Source organism: Lentzea albidocapillata subsp. violacea (assembly GCF_900100275.1).
In the GTDB taxonomy this organism is placed as follows: domain Bacteria; phylum Actinomycetota; class Actinomycetes; order Mycobacteriales; family Pseudonocardiaceae; genus Lentzea; species Lentzea violacea.
In genome coordinates, this window is sequence record NZ_FNET01000007.1 from 39,952 (window position 1) to 63,243 (window position 23,292).

A 23,292-nucleotide genomic window follows, 5' to 3' on the forward strand; every position below is an offset into this window, starting at 1 on the left:
CCGGATGAGACTGCGGCGCAGCATCACCGCAGGTCCAGGCTGGACGCGACGCAGGCACGGCAAGGGGTTCCGGTACCTCGACGCCGACGGCGCGGCGCTGTCCGCGAGCGACGCCGAGCGGGTGAGGGCGCTCGTGATCCCACCCGCCTGGCGCGACGTGTGGATCTCTCCGCACCCGAACGGCCACATCCAGGCCGTCGGTTACGACGACGCGGGCCGCCGCCAGTACCTCTATCACGAGAAGTGGCGGGCCGACCGCGACACGGAGAAGTTCGCCCGCGTGCTCGAACTGGCCCCGAAGCTCGGGAGGTTCCGCGAGCAGGTCGAGCAGGACATGAGGTCGCGCGGCCGGAAACGGCTGCTCGCCATCGCGCTGCGGATGCTCGATCTCGGCGTCTTCCGCGTCGGCCACGAGGAGTACGCCGAGGAGAACGGCACGCACGGCGTCGCGACCCTGCTCTGCGAACACCTCTCGGTCACCGGCGACCGGGTCCGCTTCCGGTTCCCCGCCAAGCACGGCGTCGAGGTGGACCAGGAGATCACCGATCGCGCGCTCGCCAGGGCCGTCCGGTCGTTGCTGCGCGACCGGACGCCGGACTGCCGCGTTTTCGACCTCACCGCCGACGACGTCAACGAACGCTTCCGCGAGCTGGTCGGCGACGAGTTCAGCGTGAAGGACCTGCGCACCTGGCACGCCATGGTCTTCGCCGCACAGGCGTTCGCGCAGGCCCTGCGCGAACGGGGCAGGCCGTCGAAGCGCGCGGTCAGCGCGGTCATGAAGGAGGTCGCGCAGGACCTCGGCAACACGCCGTCCGTGGCGAGGAAGTCCTACGTGGACCCGCGCCTGGTGGAGGCGTTCGAGCACGGTGACGTCATCGGCGGAGGTGACCCCGAACGGGCCGTGCGGAAGCTGCTCAGGAGGATCTGACGGCGGCGGCGCGGTCGCACTGGCGGCACCACACCGCGCCCTCCGCCGACGCCAGCGCGGCGAACCCGGCGAAGAGGTGCAGGGCGTTCGAACCGGAGTTGACGTTCAGGAAGTTCACGAGCTCGCCGTCGTAGCGGGCCAGGCCGAGCCCGAACAGCACCAGGAACAGCACCGCCACCAGCAGCCCGACATCGGTCAGCGCCTTCAGGCGCGGTACCGCGAGCAGCAGGGCGGCGCCGAAGACCAGGTGGATGACGTTCTGCAACGGGTTGACGCGCAGTCCGAGCACCCAGGTGTCGGACTCGCCGGCGAACGACGCGAAGCCGGTCACGAAGAACCCGGCCACGCCCCAGAGCACGAGCAGGGCACCAGTGCTGATCGCCAGCTTCTGGGGCCACCGCAACCGTTTCATGAACCCAGTATCGCCAGAAGCGGTCATTCTCGCTCGCTCATTTCACTCCTCCGCCAGCAGATCGTGTCGCAGCTGCTCCAGGGACTTGGTGAGCAGCCGCGACACGTGCATCTGGGAGATGCCGACGCGGCGGGCGATCTCCGTCTGGGTCAGCCGGCCGAAGAAACGCAGGACCACGATGGTCCGCTCACGGCGCGGAAGGCCCCGCAGCATCGGCTGCAGGGCCTCGTGGATCTCCACGCCTTCCAGCGCCGGATCGTCGACGGTCGAGCTCTCCAGTGAGTCCAGCGGTGCGAACGCGATGTTCTTCTCGATGCGCAGGCCCTCGTAGACGTCGGTGAGCGACACCCCGAGGTGCCGGGCGATCTCGGAGGGAGTGGGAGACCGCCCGGTCCTGTGCGAAAGCTCGGCGGTCGCGCCGTCGATGGAGTCGCACAGCTCTTTCAACCTGCGGGGCACGCGGATCGCCCAGCACTGGTCGCGGAAGTGACGCCGCACCTCGCCGGTGATCGTCGGCACGGCGTAGGACAGGAAGTCCGTCTGCCGCGAGACGTCGAACCGGTCGATGGCGTTGATCAGTCCGACCGCCGCCACCTGCGCGAGATCTTCCATGGGCTCGCCGCGTTCGCTGAAGCGGCGAGCGATGTGCCGGGCAAGGGGGAGGTACTCGCGCACCAGCCGGTCTCGCAGCACGTAGTAACGCGGCGAGTCACGGTCGATGCGGGCGAGTTCCTCGAACGCCGCGTGCTGGTCTGGCGTCAACGTGCACCGCGATCAGACCTGGGGCGGCGGCGTCACGTCGCCCCGCCAGGCGCCGGTCTCGGCGCCGCGGTTCTCGATGAACTCCTTGAACCTCTTCAGGTCGCCCTCGACCCGGTGGCCGACGACGCCGAGCGCCGCTCCGGCCTTCTCGGTGATTGTCTCGGGGTCGTACTCCATCTGGAGATGGACCCTCGTCGTGTCGTTGTCCAGGCGGTGGAACGTCACCACGCCACCCTGCGGCGGCCCGTCGATCGTGGTCCACGCGACTCGCTCGTCCGCGTGCTGCTCGGTGATCTCCGCGTCGAACTCGCGGACGACCCCGCCGATCTTCGTGGTCCAGTGGGTCCTGGTCGGCGTGACCTGGTCGATCTTCTCGACCCCGTCCATGAACGCCGGGAAGGATTCGAACTGGGTCCACTGGTTGTAAGCCGTGCTCACGGGCACGTGGACGTCCACCGACTTCTCAATGGTGGTCACGAAACCTCCTCCTTCGATTGGTGTCGGAAGGTGAGTACCCAGGCGACGCGCTGTTACACATCCGACATGTGTCCACTCAGGACGGTCACGCAGCGTGTCGGACCATTTGCGATCCGCACATCACGAAATCGCCCGCAGTGGTCAAATCACTCTGTGATCCAAGTCTCACGAGCGGCATACTGCGCGGTATGTCAGGGGCCCCTAGGAGGCGCTGGTGCTCGAAGCGAACAACCTCGAGGTTGTCTACGACGACGTGATGCTGGTGCTCCGGGGCGTGAGCCTGCAGGTGCCCCAGGGCAAGGTCGTCGCGCTGCTCGGTGCGAACGGAGCAGGCAAGACGACCCTGATGAGGGCCTTCAGTGGCCTGCTCGACGTGCACGACGGCAAGGTCACCAAGGGCTCGATCACGCTCGACGGTGAACCGATCCACCGCCTCTCACCAGCGAAGATCGCGGACCGAGGCATCAAACAGGCCCTGGAGGGCCGCCGAATCCTGGCCGAACTGACCGTCGAGGAGAACCTCAAGGTCGGCGGCCACGCGAGACCCAAGCGGCTCAGGCAGAACCTGGACCGCTGCTACGAGCTCTTCCCGCTGCTGCTGGAACGGCGAAGACAGAGCGCGGGCTACCTGTCCGGCGGCGAGCAGCAGATGCTCTCGATCGGCCGGGCGCTGATGTCGGAACCGTCCTACCTGCTGCTCGACGAACCCAGCCTCGGCCTCGCGCCGTTGCTCGTCCAGCAGATCCGCGACCTTGTCGTGAAGATCAACGAACAGGGCACCACGGTCCTGCTGGTCGAGCAGAACGCCAGCATGGCGCTCTCCATCGCCGACCACGGCTACGTGCTGGAGACCGGCAAGGTCGTCATGGACAAGCCGGCGGAGGCACTTCTCGCCGACGACGACATCCGCGAGTTCTACCTCGGCCTCGGCACCTCCTCGTTCCGTGCGGTCAAGCACTACAAGCGCAGGAAGCGGTGGCTCTCATGAGCGTTCTGGAAGTCACCGACGTCCGGCTCGCGTTCGACGGGGTCGTGGCGGTCGACGGGGTGTCGTTCGAGGTCGGAGAGGGTGAGCTGTTCGCCGTCATCGGCCCGAACGGCGCCGGCAAGACGTCCATCTTCAACGTCCTGAGCGGCGTCTACCGGCCGCAGCAGGGCACCGTGCGGTTCCGCGGGCACGACCTGATCGGCATGCGGCCGCACCGCATCGCCGCGCAGGGCATGGCCCGCACGTTCCAGAACATCGAGCTGTTCTCGCACCTCACCGTCGTCGACAACCTCATGCTCGGCCGCCACAACCACATGCGGTACGGCGCGCTGTCGGCGTTCTTCTGGCTCGGCAAGGCGCGCGCCGAGGAGCTGAAGAACAGGGCCGCGGTCGAGGAGGTCATCGACTTCCTGGAACTGGAGCAGTGGCGCCGGTACCCGGTCGGCCTGCTGCCCTACGGCGTGCAGAAGCGCGTCGAGCTGGGCAGGGCGCTCGCGATGGAGCCCAAGCTCCTGCTGCTCGACGAGCCGGTCGCCGGCATGAACGTCGAGGAGACCGAGGACATGGCCCGGTTCATCCTCGACGTCCGGGAGGAGCTGAACATCCCGATGATCATGGTGGAGCACGACATGGGTCTCGTGATGGACCTGGCCGACCGCGTGATGGTCATGGACTTCGGCCGTCCGATCCGCACCGGCACGCCCGCGGAGGTGCAGCAGGACCCGGACGTCATCCGCGCGTACCTCGGCGAGCAGCACAAGAGCGTGACGCCATGACCACGACCGTCGTCACGCGGGTGAGGAACCGCGCCGAGAACACGCCAGACCAGATCGCCCTGCGGGCCAAGGACTTCGGCATCTGGCAGGAGGTCACCTGGTCCGGCTACTGGGCGAACGTCGAACTGGTCGGCCACGCGCTGCTCGCGCTGGGCCTGCAGCCGGGCGAACGGGTGGCGATCCACTCCGAGAACCGGCGCGAATGGCTCTACGCCGACCTCGGCATCGTCGCCGCCCGGGGCATCACGGTCGGGCTCTACCCGACCAACCCCGCGTCCGAGGTCGCCTACCTCCTGTCCCACTCGGGCTCGCGGATCCTGATCGCCGAGGACCAGGAACAGGTCGACAAGGCGTTGCTGGTGCTGGAGGACACCCCCGATCTCGAATGGATCGTCTACGTCGAACCGCGCGGCATCAAGGGCCGCTACGACAACCCGAAACTGCTGGCCTGGGAGGACTTCCTGGCGCTGGGCGCCCAGCACCGCGACTCGTTCCCCGGTGAGCTCACCGAACGCATGGCGGCCGTCGAACCCGACGACGTCATGACGTTGATCTACACCTCCGGCACCACCGGGCCGCCCAAGGGCGCGATGCTCACGGTGGCGAACGTCGAGTTCGCCGTCCACGTGCTGGTGGAGGGCGGCGGTTTCGCTTCGCCACCGCCGTCCTCCGCCGACGTCACGCTGTCCTACCTGCCGTTGTGCCACGTCGCCGAGCGCATCTTCACGACGTGGTTCAGCGCGGCCAGCGGCGTGCAGGTGCACTTCGCCGAGTCGATCGAGACGGTGCAGGCGAACCTGCGCGAGGTGCAGCCGACGATCCTGTTCGGCGTGCCCCGCATCTGGGAGAAGGTGCTGGCCGGCGTCACGATCGGGGTGTCGTCGGCGTCCCGGCTCAAGCGCACGACGACCCGGTTCTGGCTCAAGCGCGCGGAAGCCATCGGCGAAACGCTGGTGCACAACGGTGGCAAGCACACGGGCAAGAGCCGGTTGGTCTACGCGCTGGGCTGGCTGTTCTGCTTCCGCGCGCTGAAGGCCCGGATCGGCATGCGGCACGTCCGGTACGCGGCCTCGGGTGCCGCGCCGATCGCCCCGGACGTGCTGAAGTTCTTCATGGGCATCGGGGTGCCGATGCACGAGGTCTACGGCATGACCGAGAACACCGCCGTGGCAACGGGAAACCGGCCGGGACGGGTCAAGATCGGCACGGTGGGCGAGCCGCAGCCCGGCACCGAGCTCCGGATCGACGAGGAGACCGGCGAGATCCTCACCAGGCACGGTGGCACGTTCGCGGGCTACTGGCGTGATCCCGAGTCCACCCAAAGGGTGCTGGACGACGGCTGGCTGCACACCGGTGACGTCGGTGAGTGGGTCGACGGCACGCACGTGAAGATCACCGACCGGATGAAGGACATCATCATCACCGCGGGCGGCAAGAACATCGCGCCGTCGGAGATCGAGAACGCGCTGAAGACCTCCCCGTACATCAAGGAAGCCGTCGTGATCGGCGACCAGCGGGCCTACCTGGTGGCGTTGATCGGCATCGAGTACGAGACGGTCGGCCACTGGGCACAGCAACGAAAGATCACCTACACCACCTACCGGGACCTGTCGGAGAAACCCGAGGTCCTGGAGCTGGTGCAGAAGATCGTGACCGAGGTGAACGGCAGGTTCGCGACGGTCGAGCAGGTCAAGAAGTTCCGGATGTTCCCCAAGGAGCTCGACCACGAGGACGGCGAGCTGACCGCGACCCAGAAGGTCAAGAGATCCGCGCTGGGCAAGATGTTCGACGACCTCGTGGAGAGCATGTATGGATGAGTTTCTCCAGTCGTTGATCCGGGGTCTCGGCACCGGGTCGATCTACTCGCTGCTCGCGCTCGGCTTCGTGATCATCTACAAGTCGACGCAGGTGATCAGTTTCGCGCAGCCGGCGTTCATGCTGGCGGGCGCGGTGCTGGTCTCGTACCTCTCGCCCGCCGTGTCGTTCGTCGGGGCGGTTCTCGTGGCCGCCGTGGTGATCGCGGTGCTGGCGCTGGGCGTGGAACGCACGGTGCTGCGGCCGATGGTCGGCAAACCGGTGTTCGTGGTCGCGATCATCACCATCGGCGTGGACGTCGTGGTCAGGGTGGTCACCAACGCGTTCATCGGCCTGGACGTGCGGCAGGTCGGTGATCCGTGGGGCCTGAACACGGTGAGCTTCCTCGGAGCCGAGGTGCAGCAGCGTTATCTCGTGATGATCGCGACGACCGCGGTCGTGACGGCGCTGCTCTTCCTGTTCTTCCGGTACTCGCGGATCGGGCTCGCGATGCGGGCGGTGGCCTACGACCAGGAAGTCGCGCTGGCACAGGGCATCTCGGTCGGATCGGTGTTCGCGTTGTCGTGGGCACTGGCAGGCGGGCTCGCCGCTCTCGCCGGCGTGTTCGTCGCCACGGGCGCCGGTGTCGACCAGCAACTCTGGATCGTGGCGCTGAAAGCGTTGCCCGCGATCATCCTCGGCGGCCTGGAGTCGCTGGGCGGTGCGGTGGTCGGCGGGCTCGCGGTCGGCATCGTCGAGTCGCTTTTCGGTACATACCAGAATGATTTCGCACCGTGGCTCGGGCCTAACTTCGCGCTGGTCGCGCCATACGCGTTGATGCTGCTCGTCTTGCTCGTCAGACCGTACGGACTGTTCGGCAAGAGAGAGGTGGAGCGGCTGTGAAAGGGCCAACGTCCATCAAGGGCAGGCAAGACCTTTACACCTCCTACGGGCAGGACATGGGGTTCCTGAACACGCGTCCCAAACGCGCGTGGTCGGGTGGTCTCGTCGTCGTCGCCCTGATCCTGCCGTTCATGATCACCGACGACCTGTTGCAGCTGCTCGCCACCGGGTTCGTGGCGGCGATCGGCGCGATCGGGCTGAACATCGTCACGGGGTACGCGGGCCAGGTTTCGCTGGGCCACGCGTTCTTCCTCGCGATCGGTGCGTACACGGCCGCCGCTCTCAGCGGTCCCGAGACCGGGCGGGTGATCGGGTTCGGCATCACGTCGCTGCCGATCTGGCTGCTGGCCTCGGGGTTGGTGGCCGCGTTGTTCGGCGTCCTGGTGGCGCCGGTGGCAGTGCGGTTGCGGGGGCTCTACCTCGCGATCGTGACGCTGGGGCTGGTCTTCCTGGGAGAACACGTGTTCCGGGAGTGGACGTCGCTGACCGGCGGGCCAGGAGTCGGCCGGCCCGCCGCCGTACCCGAGCTGTTCGGGGTGCGGCTGGACCAGGACAGCGCGCTGTTCACGGCGGCACAGCAGTTGTACCTGCTGATGTTCGTGCTGCTGGTGATCTTCGGTGTGCTGGCGCGGAACCTCGTGCGCTCGCGGGTCGGGCGGGCGTTCGCGGCGGTGCGCGACCGGGACCTGGCCGCGTCGGTGATCGGCGTGGACCTGACGAGGTACAAGGTCCTGGCGTTCGCGGTGTCCTCGTTCTACGCGGGTGTCGCGGGCGCGTTGCTGTTCGTGGTGAACGGGTTCTTCGATCCGGGCTCGTTCAGCCTCTTGTTGTCAGTGCAGTACATCGCGATGGTGCTCATCGGCGGCGCGGGCACCATCTCCGGAGCGATCATGGGCGCGCTCTTCATCACTCTGCTGCCACGCATCACCAGGGAACTGCCCACGGTGCTGCCGTTCATCAGTGGTGACGCGACGGGCGTGTTCACGGTCTTCCAGCTGGAAGCCGTGCTCTACGGCGTGCTCATCATCGTGTTCCTCATCGTCGAGCCACGAGGGTTGTTCGGCATCTGGGTCCGCGTCCGCAACTACTGGCGCACCTGGCCGTTCTCGTACTGAGGAGAGAATCCCCATGTCCGGTAAGAGACTCGCAGTCATATTTGTTGGGGCCTTGTTGCTCGCTTCATGTCGAGGCGGGGACGGGGCGGCACCTCAGGAGGGCGCGGGCGGCATCAAGGTCGACGCCGGCGTGACGTCGGAGGCGTGCCCCAACGCCGTCGACAAGTCCAAGGGCTGCATCTACCTCGGCACCATCTCGGACCTCACCGAGGGCCCGTTCAAGACCCTGGCCGTGCCGATCACGGACGCGCAGAAGGCGTTCTGGAAGCGCGTCAACGACCAGGGCGGCATCGGCGGCTACGAGGTCGACGTCACCAAGTACGTCAAGGACAACAAGTACAACCCGCAGATCCACAACCAGGTCTACCAGGAGATCAAGGGCAGCATCCTGGCGCTGACGCAGACCCTCGGCTCGCCCACCACCGTGGCGATCCTGCCGGACCTCGAGAAGACCCCGATGGTCTCCGTGCCGGCGTCCTGGACCTCGTTGTGGGGCTTCCAGGAGGTCGTGCTGGAGTCCGGCGCGAACTACTGCGTCGAGTCGATGAACGCGGTCGACTACGCCACCGAGAAGCTGGGCGTGAAGTCCGTGATGGCCGTGCACAACGCCGGTGACTACGGCGACGACGCGGCGGCCGGCACGAAGATCGCGGCCGAGAAGCGCGGGCTGACGTTCGAGAACGTGACCACCACGCCCGGCCAGGACAACCAGGGTGGTGCGATCGACGCCGTGGTGTCGAAGAAGCCCGACCTGGTGATCCTGACGACCGGACCGACCGACGCGGCCGTGATCATCGGCCAGGCCGCGGCCCGTGGCTTCAAGGGCAAGTTCATCGGCACCTCGCCGACGTGGAACCCCGGTCTGCTGAAGTCGCCGGCCGCTCCCGCGATCAAGGCGCTGTACATGCAGACCGCGCCGTGGAAGGCATGGGGCACCGAGTCCGTCGGCCACACCGCGATGCGCGCGGCACTGCCCGGCGTGACGCCGAACGACGGCTACACCGCCGGTTGGGTGTGGGCGTACCCGCTCAAGGCGGCGCTCGAAAAGGCTGCCTCGAACAAGGATCTGACGCGTGCCGGCCTGCTCGCCGCGGTGCGCCAGCTCACGTCGGTGGACTACGAGGGCATGCTTCCTTCGGGTGCGGGCAACTTCTCCGCCTCGCCCCAGGACGCACTGTTCCGTCAGACGACCCTCTACCGGCCCGACGACGCCGCTCCGACCGGAGTGACGCTGGTGGAGGACTTCTTCACCGGCTCGACGGCGAAGGACTTCAAGTTCGAGAAGCCCTGCTACCAATGAACCGAACGGGTGACACTCGACGCTGAAACCGGACATCCCTGACTAGTCTCGCTGCTGAGGCTTGGTAGGAGGTTGTGACGGTGTTGTCGTGCGTCGAGGTTCGCCGCTCCACCGGAGGCCTCCGGTTGTTCGTCCGTCCCCCGGCCGCGTCGCGCTGGAGCGCGCGGCTGGGGTACGAACGTGTGTCGGAGCTGCTGACGGCGATTCGTCAGGCGCAGTCGTGCACCGTGCCGGACGTGGCACTGCGGTACGTGCCCGACCAGCGCACCGGTGAGGCGGTGCTGGCGTGCGAGACGGGGTCCGTTCTGCTGGACGCCGCCGAGGTGTCGGCGTTGCACGACACGCTTCGCGCGCACATGCCGGACCGGATGAGGCCTCTCCCGATCTAGTGGAGCGACCCGGAACGTTGGCGAGGTAATCCACGCTCAGCAGGGCGCCTCGCGGCGCCGCCCCCACGCCCCCGTACATCCAGTACGAGGACGTGGGGGCGACACCACGATGCACCCGTCTGACCCCGAATTCCCCCGGCAACGTTCCGGGCCACACCACTAGCTGATCGGTGCGGGAGAACTCGCCTCCGGGACCAGGATCGCGGGCGTTCCGCTGCCGTCCGCCGGCACCGCCCACACGTCGTTGAGTCCGTCGTCGCGCTGGATGCCGTACGCGACGGTCCTGTCGTCCACCCAGGCCGGTTGGTCGTCGACGCTGCGGGTCTCGGCGAGCTCGGTGATCGCGTGTGTCGCGAGGTCGAGCACGGACACCCGCCAGCCCTTCTGCGGGTAGCCGCCGACCGCCTTCTTGTACGCGATGCGGGTGCCGTCGGGGGAGAGCGACGGGCACTCGACGTCGTCCATGTCCGTGAGCGGCCGGATCTTGCGCGCCGCGAAGTCGCCTTCGAGCAGGTAACGGTGGCCGCCGGTGGACATGGTGGCGTAGAAGCGGTTGTCGTCGGCGGTGAACGTGACGCCCCAGTAGTTCGTGTCGACCGGCTGCTGCGGCATGCCCTCGACCGCGAACTCCTCCAGCGACGTGACCAGCGTGCCGGTCTTCGTGTCCAGGATGCCCGTGCTGGTGGAGAACCCGTTGGCGGCGTAGGAATGCCCGTCGACGAACAGTGTCCAGGCCACCATCCGGCCACTGGCCGACACTCGCGTGCGGTTCGGGAAACCGGTCAGCGGCACCGTTCTGAGTTCCTTCAGGTCGCGGTCGAGCACGGCCAGTTCGCTCGCCTTCAGCGCTCCGACCGGCCGCAGGCAGGAGATCGTGCCCGCCGCCGAGTAGACGCGGTCGCAGCGTTGTTCGGTGACCTTCCGCGAACCGGCAGGGTCGGTCCGCGACACCGTGGAGAGCTTGCCGTTGCTCAGAACCATCAGCCGTGGCCCGGCACCGGCCGGAACGGACCGCGCGGCATCGTCCGGCGTGGCACCGGACAGCGTGGTGTAGCCGGCGGCGACGCCTCCGAGCAGGACGGCGGCGGTCAGGGTGATCAGCAGGCGCTTGTTCATCTGCGGCGTCCCAGGAGTGCGGCGGTGGCGATCAGGGCGCAGACCACCGCGACGGCGGCGATCCTGGTGGCGGCTTCGGGGCTGCCGAACTGCCAGGCGAGGCCGAACAGCACCGATGAGCCGAGGTAGGCGAGCGCCTGTCCACTTTGGATCAGCGCGATGCCGGTGGTGCGCAGGCGTTCCGGCAAAACCGGGCCCGCGAGCGCCATCAGCACGCCGTCCGTGCACGCGTAGAAGACGCCGTAGAGCAACACGACCAGCACGAGGAGAGGCCAGCCGCCCAACGGTCCGTGCAGCAGCAGGTAGACGACGGTCAGCGCGCCGTAGCCGGCCAGCATGACCTTGAGCCGGCCGATCCTGTCGGCGAGTGCGCCCAGCGGCGCGGCGAGCAGCAGGTAGACCAGGCTCGTGCCGACGGCGAGCAGTGGGAACCAGCCGAACGCGAGCCCTTCGCGCTTCTGCAGCAACAGGTACACGAACCCGTCGCCGATGGTGACCAGGCCGAGCAGTGACGCGGCCAGCACGATCCGGCGGACGGCCGGGTCCTTGAGCAGCGCGAGTTTGAGAGGTTCCTTGCGTGCCAGGGGTTCCGGCCGGTCCCGTACGTAGAGCACGAGCACCAGCACGCCGAACGCGGCGATGCAGGCGCTGGTGACGAACACGGCGTCGAACGACTGGGCGGACGCCGCGAGCACGGCCATCGCGACCAGCGGCCCGGCGAACGCGCCGATGCCGTCCATCGCCCGGTGCACGCCGAACGCCCGTCCGAGGTCGCCGCTGGGCGTCGAGAGGGTGATCAGCGCGTCGCGCGGGGCGGTCCGCAGGCCCTTGCCCGCGCGGTCGGCGGTGATCACGAAACCCAGCGCGGTCAGGGAGTTGCCGGCGGCGAGGAGTCCGAGCTTGGCCACCGCCGAGATGCCGTAGCCGAAGCCCGCGACGGCCTTGCGCTTGTTCGTCCGGTCGGCGAGGTAGCCGCCCGCGAGTCTGAGGAGCGTGGTGGCGCCGGTGTAGACGCCGTCGATCAGCCCGTACGCGGCGGGACTGAGCTGGAGGCCGATGACCAGGTACAGCGGCAGGATGGCGGCCACCATCTCCGACGAGACGTCGGTGATGAGGCTGACCGTGCCGAGCGCGAAGACGTTGCCGCTCAGTCCTTTCCAGTTCGCTGACTTCGGTTTGTCTAGTGTGGACAGGTACATCATCGGCCTCCAGCGGTCCGTCAGTGGCAGTTGGTGGTGCCGCTGTCGGTGTAGGTCCTGCCCGCCTCGGGGACGAACTGCCAGTCGAAGCTGTTGCTGTGCAGCGTCAGCTTCAGCACGCCGCGGGTGCCGCTGTTGCGGGCCTCGCTGTTCGGCTTGATCGTGCCGAAGCCGTAGGCGCCCGCGCCGCCCATGCCCGCGACGAACGTCCGGATGCCGCGCGAGTTGTCCAGCCCGCCCGTGGGGTTCTGCGGGGCGAACCGCTCGTAGTGGTGGTTGTGACCGAAGACCACCACTTCGGCGTTGGCGTCGTACAGCGCCTGGAACAACGGCCTGGTGGCCGTCGAGGGCGCGTGGTTGGCGCCGCTGGTGAACAGCGGGTGGTGCCAGTACGCGGCGGTGCACGGCTTCGTGCTCGCCGCCAGGTCCTGCCGCAGCCACTGCTCCTGCGCGCTGCCCGCCGACATGCTGATGTTGGAGTTCAGCGACACGATGTGCCAGTTGCCTAGGTCGTAGGAGTAGTAACCCCGGCCGGACGGCCCGGCCTGTGCGCCGAAGTAGTTGTAGTAACCGGTGGCGCCACTGGTGCGGTAGTCGTGGTTGCCCGGCGATGGCCTGGTGCGCGCCTTGTGCCGGCCCCACGTGGGCTCGTAGTAGGTGTTGAACTGGCTCGCGGTGCCGTCCGGGTAGACGTTGTCGCCGGTGGTCCAGACGGTGCCCGGGATGTTGTCCAGCAGCGCGGCCGTGGCCGAGTCACCGGAACCGGAGTCGGCGATGTCGCCGGCGCCGACCCAGACCGGGTCGCCGGGCGGCGGGATGGTGCCGTCGGTGACGACGAGTTGCGGTGCGGTGGAACCGGACTCGCGGGAGTCGTAGTCGGCGCCGTCCGTGCTGCTGGACGTGATACCGATGCTGTACGTGCCGTTGCCCGTGACGTAGCTGGTGACGTCGACCTCGTACCAGGCGTTGCGCACGACCGAGCCGATCGAGCCGATCGTGGCGCCGTCGATGGCGGGCTGGTTGTTCCAGGTGACCGCGGTCTCGGTCCAGCTGGTGTTGGACATGGCCTTGAAGGTGCCGCCGTGGGGGCTTTGCGCGCCGGAGACGTCATCGGTGTGGATGCGCAGCTTGGCGTTGCTGACGCTGCCGGTGATCCCGGAGACGGTGAACTTGAGGAACGTCCGCTTGATCGGCGAGTTGTCGATGCCGAGCTGGCCGGAGGTGCCGTAGTTCGTGTTGCTGGACCCGTTGTCGACGTAGGTGTCGGCGATGGGAGTGAAGGTGGTGGTGGCAGCCTGAGCTGCGGTGGAGGCGGTGAGTGTGGCCGCCGTGACGATGACGGTGGAGAGCACGGCCAAAGGAGCCCTGCGACGTGACATGCCGGTCCTTGTGGTGGTGGGCGGACGTGGGCCGTCGCGAAGAGTAGGGGCGCGATGGTTCGGTCACCAATGATCGTTCGGCGGCGGTTCGATGAACGGTGGGAAAACCCCACCAGGGGGTGACTGCGGGCGGCTCGGTATTTCCGCGGCTGCCGCCCGCTCCGTAAGGACATGGGAGTCGAGGTCTGCGACCCTCGCTGGCTCACGGCCGTGCCGGGAGCCGAGCTCGTGGTCGCGCTGGACGAGGTGGGTGGGTACGCCGCCGACGGGCACCGGGTGACGGTGCTGATCGACCTGGTGCCGGGCACCGTGTCGATGCTGCGCGGCCTGGCCGCCGAAGCCGTGGGCGAAGGCGCCCGAAAGGTTCGGGTGCGGCCGCATGGCGTCGATCGGGTCGACCTCGTCTACGCGGCGGTGGAGCTGAACCGGATCGCGGAGGACGACGCCGTCGAGGTGCAGTTCGACGTCACGTCCGCCGCGTTGCTGCGGGCCGATCCCACGGCGTTCGTGCGGGTCGATCCGCTCGTGGTGAAGGCCGACGGGACGGTCGTGCCGATCTGCGCCGGGCTGGAGCGGTACGCGCTCGGGTCACTCGGCTCGCTGGACGACCTGGTGGCCGCGTGGGACCCCGAACCCGTCCGGGACCTGTGCCGCGTCGCGCTGAGCCGCGCGCTGGCCGACACCGGGCCGCTCGTGTCCTGGTACGAGCACCTCACCCGGACAGCAGCCGCGCTGCGGTCCTCGTGTTGATCACCTGCTCCGGCTCGACACCGCACTCCTCCGCCCGCGCGCAGCCGTAGTTCAGCCAGTCGAGCTGACCGGGCGCGTGCGCGTCGCTGTCGATGGAGAACGTGCACCCGGCGTCGACGGCGAGATTGAGCAGCCGGCGCGGGGGATCAAGCCGTTCCGGCCGTGAGTTGATCTCGACCGCGGTGCCGTGCTCGGCGCAGGCCTCGAAGACCTGCACGGCGTCGAACTGGGACTCCGGGCGGCCCTTGCCCACGACCAGCCGGCCCGTGCAGTGGCCGAGGATGTCGACGTGCGGGTTCCTGACCGCGTTGACCATCCTGCGGGTCATCTCGGCGCGCGGCATCTTCAGTTTCGAGTGGACGCTCGCGACCACGACGTCGAGGCGTGCCAGCAGATCCTCGTCCTGGTCCAGCGAACCGTCGTCGAGGATGTCGACCTCGATGCCGGTGAGAACCACGAACGGCGCCAGTTCGGCGTTCAGCTCGGCGACGACCTCGAGCTGCTTCTCCAGTCGTTCGCGGGAGAGTCCATTCGCGACGGTCAGGCGCGGGGAGTGGTCCGTCAGCACCATGAACTCGTGGCCGAGATCGCGCGCCGCCTCGGCCATGTCCCTGATCGGGCTGCCGCCGTCGGACCAGTCGGAGTGGACGTGGCAGTCGCCCTTCAGCCGCGCGCGCATCTCCTCGCCGCCGGTGATGTCGACGTGCCGCAGCTTCGCCAGGTACGACGGCTCGCGGTTCGCGAGCGCGTCCGCGACGACACCGGCCGTCGACTTGCCGACGCCCTTGAGGTCGGTGAGCGTGCCGAGCCTCGCCCGTTTCTCGACATCGGCGGGGTCGAGGCCGGCGAGGACGGCGGCCGCGTTGCGGAACGCCTCGACGCGGTAGGTCGGCTCGCCGGCACGTTCGAGGTGAAAAGCCACCTGCTTCAACGCCTTGACCGGATCCATACCTCTTCCTACCTCATCGGCGGTGTCCGCGCGCTGTCTCGAATGGCGCCGTCGCGGTGAATTTCACCCGACCTTCGGGGGTGTCGACCGGGACGGTGACTGCGAAAGCGTTCTGTCGCTGGCCGACGATCGTGAGGGGTACGCGGTGAGGAAGCGTTGGGGCGCGGCGGCTTTGGTCGCTCCGCTGTTCATGTCCCTGGTGGGAACGGCCCAAGCGGCGCCGGGGCCGTTGGACGAGTACTACACGCAGACCGTCGCCTGGGCCGAGTGCCCGGCGGGCTGGGTCTCGCCCTCGACGGGGATCGAGTGCGCCACGGTCATCGTGCCGATGGACTACCGGAACCCGGGCAACGGCAACCTGGAAATCGCCATCTCGCGCAGGAAGGCCACAGATCCGGCACGTCGCAGAGGCGTGCTGATGACGAACCCGGGCGGTCCCGGTGGTTCGGGTCTCGGCGCCGTGCACTGGTTCAACGCCCAGACCGACGTCCTGAAGATCTACGACGTCATCGGCATGGACCCGCGCGGTGTCGGCCGGTCGACGCAGATCCGCTGCATCTCGACGCCGTCCGACGACGAGTTCCCTTCGCGCCCAACGGATGCGCAGCTCGCGAACTGGTCGGACTACGCCCGCGCGGTCGAGGAGAACTGCCAGCGCGGCGGCGGTGAGATGCGCAGGTTCATCTCGACCATGAACACCGCCCGCGACATGGACGTCATCCGCGGAGCCATGGGGGAGAAGAAGATCTCCTACGTCGGCTACTCCTACGGCACGCAGCTCGGCGCCGTCTACGGCTCGATGTTCCCCGCGCGCCTCGACCGCAGCGTCCTCGACTCCGCCCTGGACCCGCTGAAGACGTGGCACGAGCAGGACGTCGACGTGGTGGACGCGATCACCGACAACCTCCGCAAGTGGACCGAGTGGACCGCCGCCCGCAACGGCACGTACGGCCTCGGCACCACCCCGGCAGCGGTGCGAGGCGAACTCGACGCGATCGCCGCACGCCTGAAGACCGGCCCCTACGGCGGCTACGCGGACGTGACCTCCTTCGACTACGCGGCCGGCGCCACCCGCTACCGCCGCTCGTGGGCCGCGTTCTCCCGCCACATCGCCTCGATCAAGGCAGGCGCCGCGGACCCGGCCGAGGCCTCCGCGATCGTGGCCGCCCTGAAGAAGGGCGACATCGAACCCACCTCGCCGGGCACCTTCCAGGCCGTCGTGTGCGAGTGGGACTGGTTCTCCGACGTCAACACCTACTACAACGACATGAAGCGCTGGCGCGACACCAACCCGTACGGCGGCACCGTCGACTACATGGCGCCGACCAACTGCACGTTCCGCGCCTTCCAGCGCCCGGAGAAGATCCCGGCCATCACCCGCAAATACCCGGCTGGCCTCGTGGTCAACTCCGACGGCGACACCCAGACCCCGCTCGCCAACGGCCGCGTCATGGCGGAGCACCTGAGGCAGCCACTGATCAGCGTGGCGAACGACGGCCAGCACGGCCACTACGCGTTGCGCCGCAACACCTGCGTCGACACGCTGGTCAACAAGTACCTGGTGTCGGGGATCCTGCCCGCGTCCAGGGTGACCTGTGCCGGGACGGACATCGCGGAGACCGTGCCTCCGGGTCAGGCGGTGGCCCTGGGCGCGCAGCCGGCCCGGCCGTTGAGCGACATCCTGGGCGAGATCGCGGCGGAGACGAAGCCGTTCTGATCGTGTGAACGATCTTGTCGGACCCTTTGAGTACATACCGATTCCGTGATTTACCAGTGAGCTGGGAACACTCGCCTGGTTGCTGCTGCTGACGGTCGGGTGTGCTGCTACGCGGTAGCGTCACATCCGATCCTCGGTAGCACTCTCGGGCCGCCTGTGAGCTGCGCCGTTGCGGGCGTCGCCGGTACCGGCCGTCAGCGGTTGCCGAGCCTGTGTTCAAGCCAGCGGCGCGCGCCTTCGGTGGCGTCCGTCCCGGCGAACTTCCGCTCCCAGAGGCGCACGAGGGAGGCGGTATACGCGGTGATCCCGTCTGGATCCGCTGCCCGGAATCCGTCGAGTTGCCCGGCCCATGCTTCAGCGGCTGAGGGCGGATGTCCTGCGGCGATGAGCCGAACAGCGACTTGCGCGCCGTCAACCCACGGAGCGCCAGACCTCCACCATGCCCAATCCACGACACGAGCGCGGTCCGAGACGAGGAAGTTGTACGGGTTCAGGTCGGAGTGGATCAAGGCCGTGCCGTCCATGTAGGCCGGTGCGCGGCTGGCCCACTCCCTGATCGTGGCTGCGTTCTCCCGAGACCAGGCGTGGGCATCTTCGGGTAGCTCCATGCTCAACTCGCGGTCGAGAGCGGTAGCCCATTGCTTCCCCATCTCGCGCTTCGCAGAGGAAGTAGGGGGCGCGTTGGTCGTGCTGATCGTTCGCACAGCGTCGGCCAGCATCGGCAGATGCGGCGATCCAGGGGAAAAGTCGGCGTGCTGCCCGGACACGTGCTCGAACCCGAGCAGCAGCCAACCTTCCTCTTCGATCTGCCACAGCAACCGTGGTGCCAGCCCCTCGGGCAGGAACGGGTTCACGGCTGCTTCGTTGCGGTGCATGAAGGACTGAGGATCGTCCGCCTTGACGCCCTTGCAGAAGAACCAGCCATCCGCAGCCATGAGTGAGACGGCGATCTCGGAGTTCCGGCCCGCTGGCGCGTCCTCCGTGTCGATCACATCGCCGACCTCCTTCTCGACTGCGTTCACGAGGGCCGGAGGTAGCACGGTCCAGTCAAGGCGGTTAATCGTCAGTCTCCTGTCCAGGCGGTGTCACGGCTGGTCTTCCTGCCCGCAGCTGGTACAGCCGGCGTGGCACTGAGGGGACCCCTGCGTCAGCGTGGCCGCAACCTGCTCAGCCGGGCGGCACGACCCGGCCGAGCCGCTTGCGCACACCGTCCTCCTGGTAACGCGCGACGGTGTCGGCCAACTGCTCGCACGCCCGCTCGATGGCCCGCCTGGCCTCGTTGCGCTCGCTGGTGACGGCGCTGAGGATCAGCCCGGTCAGCGCCACCGATCCGTTGAACGCCTGCAGCACGATCATGGTGGTCAGCAGGTCGTGCGCGACGAAGTGGCCGCTGGCCGCGGACATCACGGCGGCCACGGCGATGATCAGCGCGCACGGGGCGGCGACCGCGTGCTGGAAGCGGAGCGCACCCCAGATCAGCATCGGGAACACCAGGAACAGCAGGCGCGACTCCGTTGTCGTCACGAAGGCGGCGAGTGCGGCGGTCGTGACCAGTAGCGCGGCCGCCTCCGCCAGCCGGCGCGGTGGGGCGTTCCAGTGGCGCGGCAAGGTGAGTAGCAGCGGCGTGAACACCAGCACGCCCATCGCGTCGCCCGTCCACCACACCGACACCACGGCCGGCACGTCGTTCCACGGGATCACGCCGCCGGCCCTCAACGCCGCCGCGCCGACCAGCGCGCTGACCGACATCGCACCCAGGGCTCCCGCGAAGACGAGCAGCAGCGCGTCCTTCAGCCGGTCGAGCGCCGGGCGGAAGCCGAAGCGGGTCAGCAGGTACCAGGCGAGCAGGGGCGCGGCGGTGTTGCCCGCGGTGATCAGCAACGCCGAGAGCAGCGGCGCGCCCAGGGAGATGTTGGCGGCGAACGCTCCGAGCGTGATCCCCGGCCAGATCCGGCGGCCTGACATCAGCAGTGCCGCCACGGCGATCCCCGTCGGCAGCCACAGCGGAGTGACCTGCCCCTTCACGAGGGCCAGGACCAGGCCGACCTGCGCGGTCGCGTAGTACGCGAGCGCGACCGCCGCGATCGTGGCGAGGGTGCGGAGTGTGGCGTTCACCGCCACATGCTGCACCTGTGCACACACGTTGGCCATACCCCGCGACAGGGCGTACCCACCTGGACTCACTCCGTAGATAGGCGCGCCGGCTCACCCGGCTTTGACCAGTGCAAATCGACATACCGGCTGGTATGCTCGGCGACTCTCAGGCGGTCGTTGGGCTGTTCGGGTTGACCTCGGCCGGGCGGTTGCGCCGGATGGCAGACGACTAGTACCCGTTAGTAACAAGCGGCTTAAGGGGACCCATGAGGACCGTGTTCACGACCTGCCCGCTCTGCGAAGCGACGTGCGGGCTGGAGCTGACGGTCGAGGGCGACCGCATCACGAAGGTGCGTGGCGACCGCGAGGACGAGTTCAGCAGGGGCTTCATCTGCCCCAAGGGCGCCTCGCTCGGCACGCTCGACGCCGACCCCGACCGGCTGAGCACCCCGCTGATCAAGCGTGACGGCGAGTTCCAGGAGGCCACCTGGGAGGAGGCGTTCGCGTACATCGACGAACGCCTGAAGGACTTCCCCGACCGCAACGCCGTCGCGATGTACCTCGGCAACCCGATCGTCCACTCGCTCGCCGGCGGCCTCTACGCCGGACCGCTGCGCAAGGCGCTGGGCAGCCGCAACGTCTTCACCGCCAGCACCGTCGACCAGATGCCGAAGCACGTGCAGGTCGGCCACATGTTCGGCGGCATCTTCTCGATCCCCGTGCCCGACATCGACCGCACCGACTTCATGCTGGTGCTGGGTGCGGACCCGTTCTCGTCCAACGGCAGCCTGTGGACGGTCCCGGACGCGCCCGGCCGGTTCAGGGACCTGCGGAAACGGGGTGGTTCCTTCGTCGTCGTCGACCCGCGCCGCAGCCGCACCGCCCAGGCGGCCGACCAGCACGTCGTGATCAAGCCGGGTACGGACGTGTTCCTGCTGCTGGCGCTGATCCACGAGCTGTTCGCGCAGGACCTGGTGAACCTCCGCGAGCTCGCCGGGCACGTCACCGACCACACGGTGATCCGGGACCACGTCGAGAAGTTCAGCCCCGAGGCCGTCGAGGAACGCACGGGCGTCGGCGCGGCCACGATCCGAGCGCTGGCAAGGCAACTGGCCGGGGCCGAACGCGCCGCGGTGTACGGCCGGATCGGCACGACGACCGTCGAGTTCGGCACGGTCGCGTCGTGGGCGGTCGACACCCTCAACATCCTGACCGGCAACCTCGACCGGCCCGGTGGCGTGATGTGGCCGCTGCCCGCGCACAGCAAACGCGGATCGGGCAGCGGCAAGGGGTTCGCCATCGGCCGCTGGCACAGCCGGGTCAAGGGCCACCCCGAGGTGATGGGGGAGTACCCCGCCGTCACGATGGTCGACGAGATCGAGACGCCCGGCGAGGGCCAGGTGCGGGCGCTGTTCACGATCGGCGGCAACCCCGCGCTGTCGCTGCCGAACTCGGCACGGGTGAACGATGCTCTGTCCTCATTGGACTTCATGGTCAGCGTCGACCCGTACCTCAACGAGACCACGAGGCACGCCGACGTCGTCCTGCCGACGCCGCCGCCGTCCCGCCGCGACCACTACGACATCGCGTTCCTCAACAACTCCGTGCGCAACGTCGCGAAGTACTCGCGCGCGGCGATCCCGTTGGAGGAAGGCAGGGTCGACGAGACGGACATCTTCTTCCGCCTCACCACGATCCTCGCCGGCATGGGCCCGGCGGCCGACCTCGACGCCATCGCGGCGTTCCAGCTCGCCGGCCTGAAGAAGAAGGCGGGTGCCGACTTCGAACCCGAGGGCGAGACGCGCGAGGAACGCCTGCTGGACCTCAAACTCCGCACCGGCGCGTACGGGGTGACGTTGCGGCAGTTGCTGGATCACCCGCACGGCATCGACCTCGGCCCGCTCACCTCACGCCTGCCGGAGATCCTGCGCACGCCGTCCGGCAAGATCGAACTCACGCCGCAGCCGATCATGGACGATCTGCCGCGCGTGCTCGCCGCGCTGCGGACGCCCGAGACCGGGATGGTCCTGGTCGGCCGCAGGCACCTGCGCACCAACAACTCCTGGATGCACAACGTGCCCGCGCTGGTGAAGGGCAAGCCGTTGTGCACGCTCCTGGTCAACCCCGGCGACGCCACCCGCATCGGCCTGACTGACGGCGCGACCGCCCAGGTCACCTCGCGCGTCGGCAAGATCGAGGTGCTGGTCGAGGTCACCGCGGACATCGCGCCCGGCGTCGTCTCGATGCCGCACGGCTGGGGCCACGACCAGCCCGGCACGCGGCTCACCGTCGCCGGGGAGCACGCCGGCGTGAACGTCAACCTCCTCACCGACGACCTCCGCATCGACCCGCTCTCGGGCACCGCCGTGCTGAACGGCACCCGCGTGCAGGTCGTGCCCGCCTGAGACCCCCCTTTCCCGACGTGTAGGAGCCGCCATGACCGCCGGAGTCACCAGCCCCAACGCGGTGCGAGCCGTCCGCCGGATAGCCGACCTGCCGTTCCTCGCGGAGCAGGCCTACGGCGACGCGGTGGCGTGGCGGTTCAAGCAGGACGGGCAGTGGCGCGAGCAGACCTACGCGGAGGTCGCCGAGGTGGTGCTGGACCTCGCGTCCGGGTTCGTCCACGCCGGACTGCAACCGGGCGACCGGGTCTGCGTGCTCGCGAACACCCGTCCGGAGTGGACGGCGGTCGAACTCGCGGTGCTCGCGGCGGGCGGCATCGTCGTGCCGATCTACCCGTCGAGCGTCCCGGAGGAGATCGCCTGGGTCGTCGGCGACTCCGGCGCGTCGATCGTGGTGGCCGAGAACGGGGAGCAGTGCGCCAAGGTCGAGGCCGTCCGCTCCGGCCTCCCCGAGCTGCGCACGGTTTTCTCGATCGACCCGGCCGGCGACCGCCCGCGGGTCGCGGACCTGCAGGACACCGGCCGCACCTCGCCGCTGGCCGGCGTGCTGGACTCGCGCCGGGCCGCGATCAGGCCGGAGGACCCCAGCCTGATCATCTACACCTCGGGCACCACCGGCCCGCCCAAGGGCTGTGTCCTCACCAGCGCGAACTGGGTCGCGCTGTGCCGGGTCGCGGAAGAGGCCCGCATCGACGCGATGACCGGCGTCGTCTACCTGTTCCTGCCGCTCGCGCACGTCTTCGCGCAGATCATCATGTTCGGCACCATGTACCGCGGCGGGGCGCTGGCGTACTTCGGCGGCGACATGAAGGCGATCGTGCCGGAACTGGCCGAGGTCCGGCCGACCTTCCTGCCGTCCGTGCCGCGCATCTTCGAGAAGATCTACACGTTCGTCACGTCGAGCGTGCCCGCGGAGCAGCTCGACCAGGCCGTGGCGCTGGGCCTGGAGGTCCGGCGCCGGCGGGCGGCAGACGAGCCGGTACCGGCGGAGATGGCGGCCGCGTTCGAGCAGGTCGACGCGTTGTTCGCCAACGTGCGCGCGGCGTTCGGCGGCCGGCTCGTGCAGGCCCTGTCCGGTGCCGCGCCGATCTCGCGCGAGGTGCTGCGGTTCTTCCACGCGGCCGGGGTGCCGGTGCTGGAGGGCTACGGCATGACCGAGTCCACGGCGGTCGGCACGATCAACACGCTGGACCGCTTCCGGCTCGGCTCGGTCGGCGCGTCCGGTGTGGCGGGCCTCGAGATGTCGCTGGGGGAGGACGGCGAGCTGCTGATGCGCGGCCCGCACGTCTTCGCGGGCTACTGGCGCAACGACGAGGCCACGGCCGAGACGCTGCGGGACGGCTGGCTGCACACCGGCGACCTGGGCGAGATCGACGCCGAAGGGTTCGTGACGATCACGGGCCGCAAGAAGGACATCATCATCACCGCGGGCGGCAAGAACATCGCGCCGGCGAACGTGGAGAACGTGCTGCGCCAGTCCCGCTGGATCTCGCACGCCGTGCTGTTCGGTGATCGCAGGCCGTACTGTGTGGCGCTGATCACACTCGACGCCGACGAGATCACGCCGTGGGCGACGGCCCGCGGCTTGCCGTCCGACATCGAATCTTTGGTGGGTCACCCGGACGTGCGAACGCTCGTGCAGGGAATTGTCGACGAAGCGAACTCACACTTCGCCAGTGTTTCCCAAGTGAAGAGGTTCGTGCTGCTCACCCGTGATCTGTCCCAGGAAGAAGGTGAGCTCACCCCGACGTTGAAGGTCAAGCGCAACGTCGTGCATCGCCTTCACTCTGCGTTGTACGAAGGGCTCTACGCGTAACCCGAACGTACGAGAAATCCAAAAAC

At 68.4% G+C, this 23,292-nt stretch carries 21 protein-coding genes; 12 read left to right on the top strand and 9 right to left on the bottom strand.

Annotated features, from left to right (window positions below):
• The first annotated feature begins 4 nt into the window (after positions 1–4).
• On the top strand, positions 5–928 hold the full coding sequence (locus BLR21_RS17385) for a DNA topoisomerase IB (RefSeq protein ID WP_090006875.1): 924 nt from the start codon (positions 5–7) through the stop codon (positions 926–928).
• On the opposite strand, the gene BLR21_RS17390 is transcribed toward BLR21_RS17385, so the two are convergent.
• Genes BLR21_RS17390 through BLR21_RS17400 form a run of 3 tightly spaced genes read right to left on the bottom strand, consistent with a single transcriptional unit; the run spans position 915 to position 2,579 of the window.
• Positions 915–1,340, bottom strand: a complete 426-nt coding sequence (locus tag BLR21_RS17390) for a DUF4383 domain-containing protein (RefSeq protein WP_176929673.1) — start codon at positions 1,338–1,340, stop codon at positions 915–917. The two genes, BLR21_RS17385 and BLR21_RS17390, sit on opposite strands and share 14 nt — an antisense overlap.
• 42 nt (positions 1,341–1,382) lie before the next feature.
• Complete coding sequence (locus BLR21_RS17395) at positions 1,383–2,102, bottom strand: SigB/SigF/SigG family RNA polymerase sigma factor (protein ID WP_090006877.1); 720 nt, start codon at positions 2,100–2,102, stop codon at positions 1,383–1,385.
• A 12-nt stretch (positions 2,103–2,114) separates the two neighbouring features.
• A complete protein-coding gene (locus BLR21_RS17400; RefSeq protein WP_090006878.1) occupies positions 2,115–2,579 on the bottom strand; it encodes an SRPBCC family protein in 465 nt (154 codons plus the stop codon).
• 214 nt (positions 2,580–2,793) lie between these two features.
• Between BLR21_RS17400 and BLR21_RS17405 the strand changes: the two genes are divergently transcribed.
• The 7 genes from BLR21_RS17405 (at position 2,794) to BLR21_RS17435 (ending at position 9,844) form a co-directional block, all read left to right on the top strand.
• A complete protein-coding gene (locus BLR21_RS17405; RefSeq protein WP_090006879.1) occupies positions 2,794–3,567 on the top strand; it encodes an ABC transporter ATP-binding protein in 774 nt (257 codons plus the stop codon).
• Positions 3,564–4,343 carry an ABC transporter ATP-binding protein gene (locus BLR21_RS17410; protein WP_090006880.1) on the top strand — a complete coding sequence of 260 codons (780 nt, stop codon included), beginning with the start codon at positions 3,564–3,566 and terminating at the stop codon, positions 4,341–4,343. The genes BLR21_RS17405 and BLR21_RS17410 overlap by 4 nt, the downstream gene beginning before the upstream one ends.
• Positions 4,340–6,160: an AMP-dependent synthetase/ligase gene (locus tag BLR21_RS17415; protein WP_090006881.1), complete on the top strand. Its 1,821-nt coding sequence runs from the start codon at positions 4,340–4,342 to the stop codon at positions 6,158–6,160. The genes BLR21_RS17410 and BLR21_RS17415 overlap by 4 nt, the downstream gene beginning before the upstream one ends.
• Positions 6,153–7,040, top strand: a complete 888-nt coding sequence (locus tag BLR21_RS17420; protein WP_090006882.1) for a branched-chain amino acid ABC transporter permease — start codon at positions 6,153–6,155, stop codon at positions 7,038–7,040. The genes BLR21_RS17415 and BLR21_RS17420 overlap by 8 nt, the downstream gene beginning before the upstream one ends.
• Positions 7,037–8,155, top strand: coding sequence for a branched-chain amino acid ABC transporter permease (locus tag BLR21_RS17425; RefSeq protein WP_218130898.1), 1,119 nt, complete (start codon positions 7,037–7,039; stop codon positions 8,153–8,155). Before BLR21_RS17420 ends, BLR21_RS17425 begins: the two co-directional genes overlap by 4 nt.
• A gap of 13 nt (positions 8,156–8,168) precedes the next feature.
• Positions 8,169–9,455 (top strand): ABC transporter substrate-binding protein, encoded by a 1,287-nt coding sequence (locus tag BLR21_RS17430; protein WP_090006883.1) that lies wholly within the window; start codon positions 8,169–8,171, stop codon positions 9,453–9,455.
• Between the two features lie 74 nt (positions 9,456–9,529).
• Positions 9,530–9,844: a hypothetical protein gene (locus BLR21_RS17435; RefSeq protein WP_090006884.1), complete on the top strand. Its 315-nt coding sequence runs from the start codon at positions 9,530–9,532 to the stop codon at positions 9,842–9,844.
• A 159-nt stretch (positions 9,845–10,003) separates the two neighbouring features.
• Here BLR21_RS17435 and BLR21_RS17440 read toward each other — a convergent pair whose 3' ends face one another.
• The 3 genes from BLR21_RS17440 to BLR21_RS17450 are packed head-to-tail and all read right to left on the bottom strand — an operon-like array spanning position 10,004 to position 13,538.
• A complete protein-coding gene (locus tag BLR21_RS17440; RefSeq protein WP_090006885.1) occupies positions 10,004–10,960 on the bottom strand; it encodes a TolB family protein in 957 nt (318 codons plus the stop codon).
• Positions 10,957–12,159 carry an MFS transporter gene (locus tag BLR21_RS17445; RefSeq protein ID WP_090007120.1) on the bottom strand — a complete coding sequence of 401 codons (1,203 nt, stop codon included), beginning with the start codon at positions 12,157–12,159 and terminating at the stop codon, positions 10,957–10,959. The genes BLR21_RS17440 and BLR21_RS17445 overlap by 4 nt, the downstream gene beginning before the upstream one ends.
• Before the next feature lie 20 nt (positions 12,160–12,179).
• The gene (locus BLR21_RS17450; RefSeq protein ID WP_090006886.1) at positions 12,180–13,538 is read right to left on the bottom strand and encodes a CBM96 family carbohydrate-binding protein; all 1,359 of its coding nucleotides are present in this window, start codon (positions 13,536–13,538) and stop codon (positions 12,180–12,182) included.
• A gap of 171 nt (positions 13,539–13,709) precedes the next feature.
• On the opposite strand from BLR21_RS17450, the gene BLR21_RS17455 reads away from it, so the two are divergent.
• Positions 13,710–14,288, top strand: a complete 579-nt coding sequence (locus BLR21_RS17455; protein ID WP_090006887.1) for a hypothetical protein — start codon at positions 13,710–13,712, stop codon at positions 14,286–14,288.
• On the opposite strand, the gene BLR21_RS17460 is transcribed toward BLR21_RS17455, so the two are convergent.
• Positions 14,251–15,237, bottom strand: coding sequence for a PHP domain-containing protein (locus BLR21_RS17460; RefSeq protein ID WP_090006888.1), 987 nt, complete (start codon positions 15,235–15,237; stop codon positions 14,251–14,253). The genes BLR21_RS17455 and BLR21_RS17460 overlap by 38 nt on opposite strands.
• Positions 15,238–15,382: 145 nt before the next feature.
• Between BLR21_RS17460 and BLR21_RS17465 the strand changes: the two genes are divergently transcribed.
• Positions 15,383–16,954, top strand: coding sequence for an alpha/beta fold hydrolase (locus tag BLR21_RS17465; protein ID WP_143027746.1), 1,572 nt, complete (start codon positions 15,383–15,385; stop codon positions 16,952–16,954).
• Between the two features lie 194 nt (positions 16,955–17,148).
• Here BLR21_RS17465 and BLR21_RS17470 read toward each other — a convergent pair whose 3' ends face one another.
• Together BLR21_RS17470 and BLR21_RS17475 are read right to left on the bottom strand one after the other, a co-directional pair.
• Positions 17,149–17,976 carry a phosphotransferase gene (locus BLR21_RS17470; protein ID WP_143027747.1) on the bottom strand — a complete coding sequence of 276 codons (828 nt, stop codon included), beginning with the start codon at positions 17,974–17,976 and terminating at the stop codon, positions 17,149–17,151.
• 145 nt (positions 17,977–18,121) lie between these two features.
• On the bottom strand, positions 18,122–19,069 hold the full coding sequence (locus tag BLR21_RS17475) for an MASE1 domain-containing protein (protein ID WP_218130899.1): 948 nt from the start codon (positions 19,067–19,069) through the stop codon (positions 18,122–18,124).
• 245 nt (positions 19,070–19,314) lie between these two features.
• Between BLR21_RS17475 and BLR21_RS17480 the strand changes: the two genes are divergently transcribed.
• Together BLR21_RS17480 and BLR21_RS17485 are read left to right on the top strand one after the other, a co-directional pair.
• Positions 19,315–21,453: a molybdopterin oxidoreductase family protein gene (locus tag BLR21_RS17480; RefSeq protein ID WP_090006892.1), complete on the top strand. Its 2,139-nt coding sequence runs from the start codon at positions 19,315–19,317 to the stop codon at positions 21,451–21,453.
• A gap of 31 nt (positions 21,454–21,484) precedes the next feature.
• On the top strand, positions 21,485–23,266 hold the full coding sequence (locus BLR21_RS17485; RefSeq protein WP_090006893.1) for an AMP-dependent synthetase/ligase: 1,782 nt from the start codon (positions 21,485–21,487) through the stop codon (positions 23,264–23,266).
• Positions 23,267–23,292: the final 26 nt, after the last annotated feature.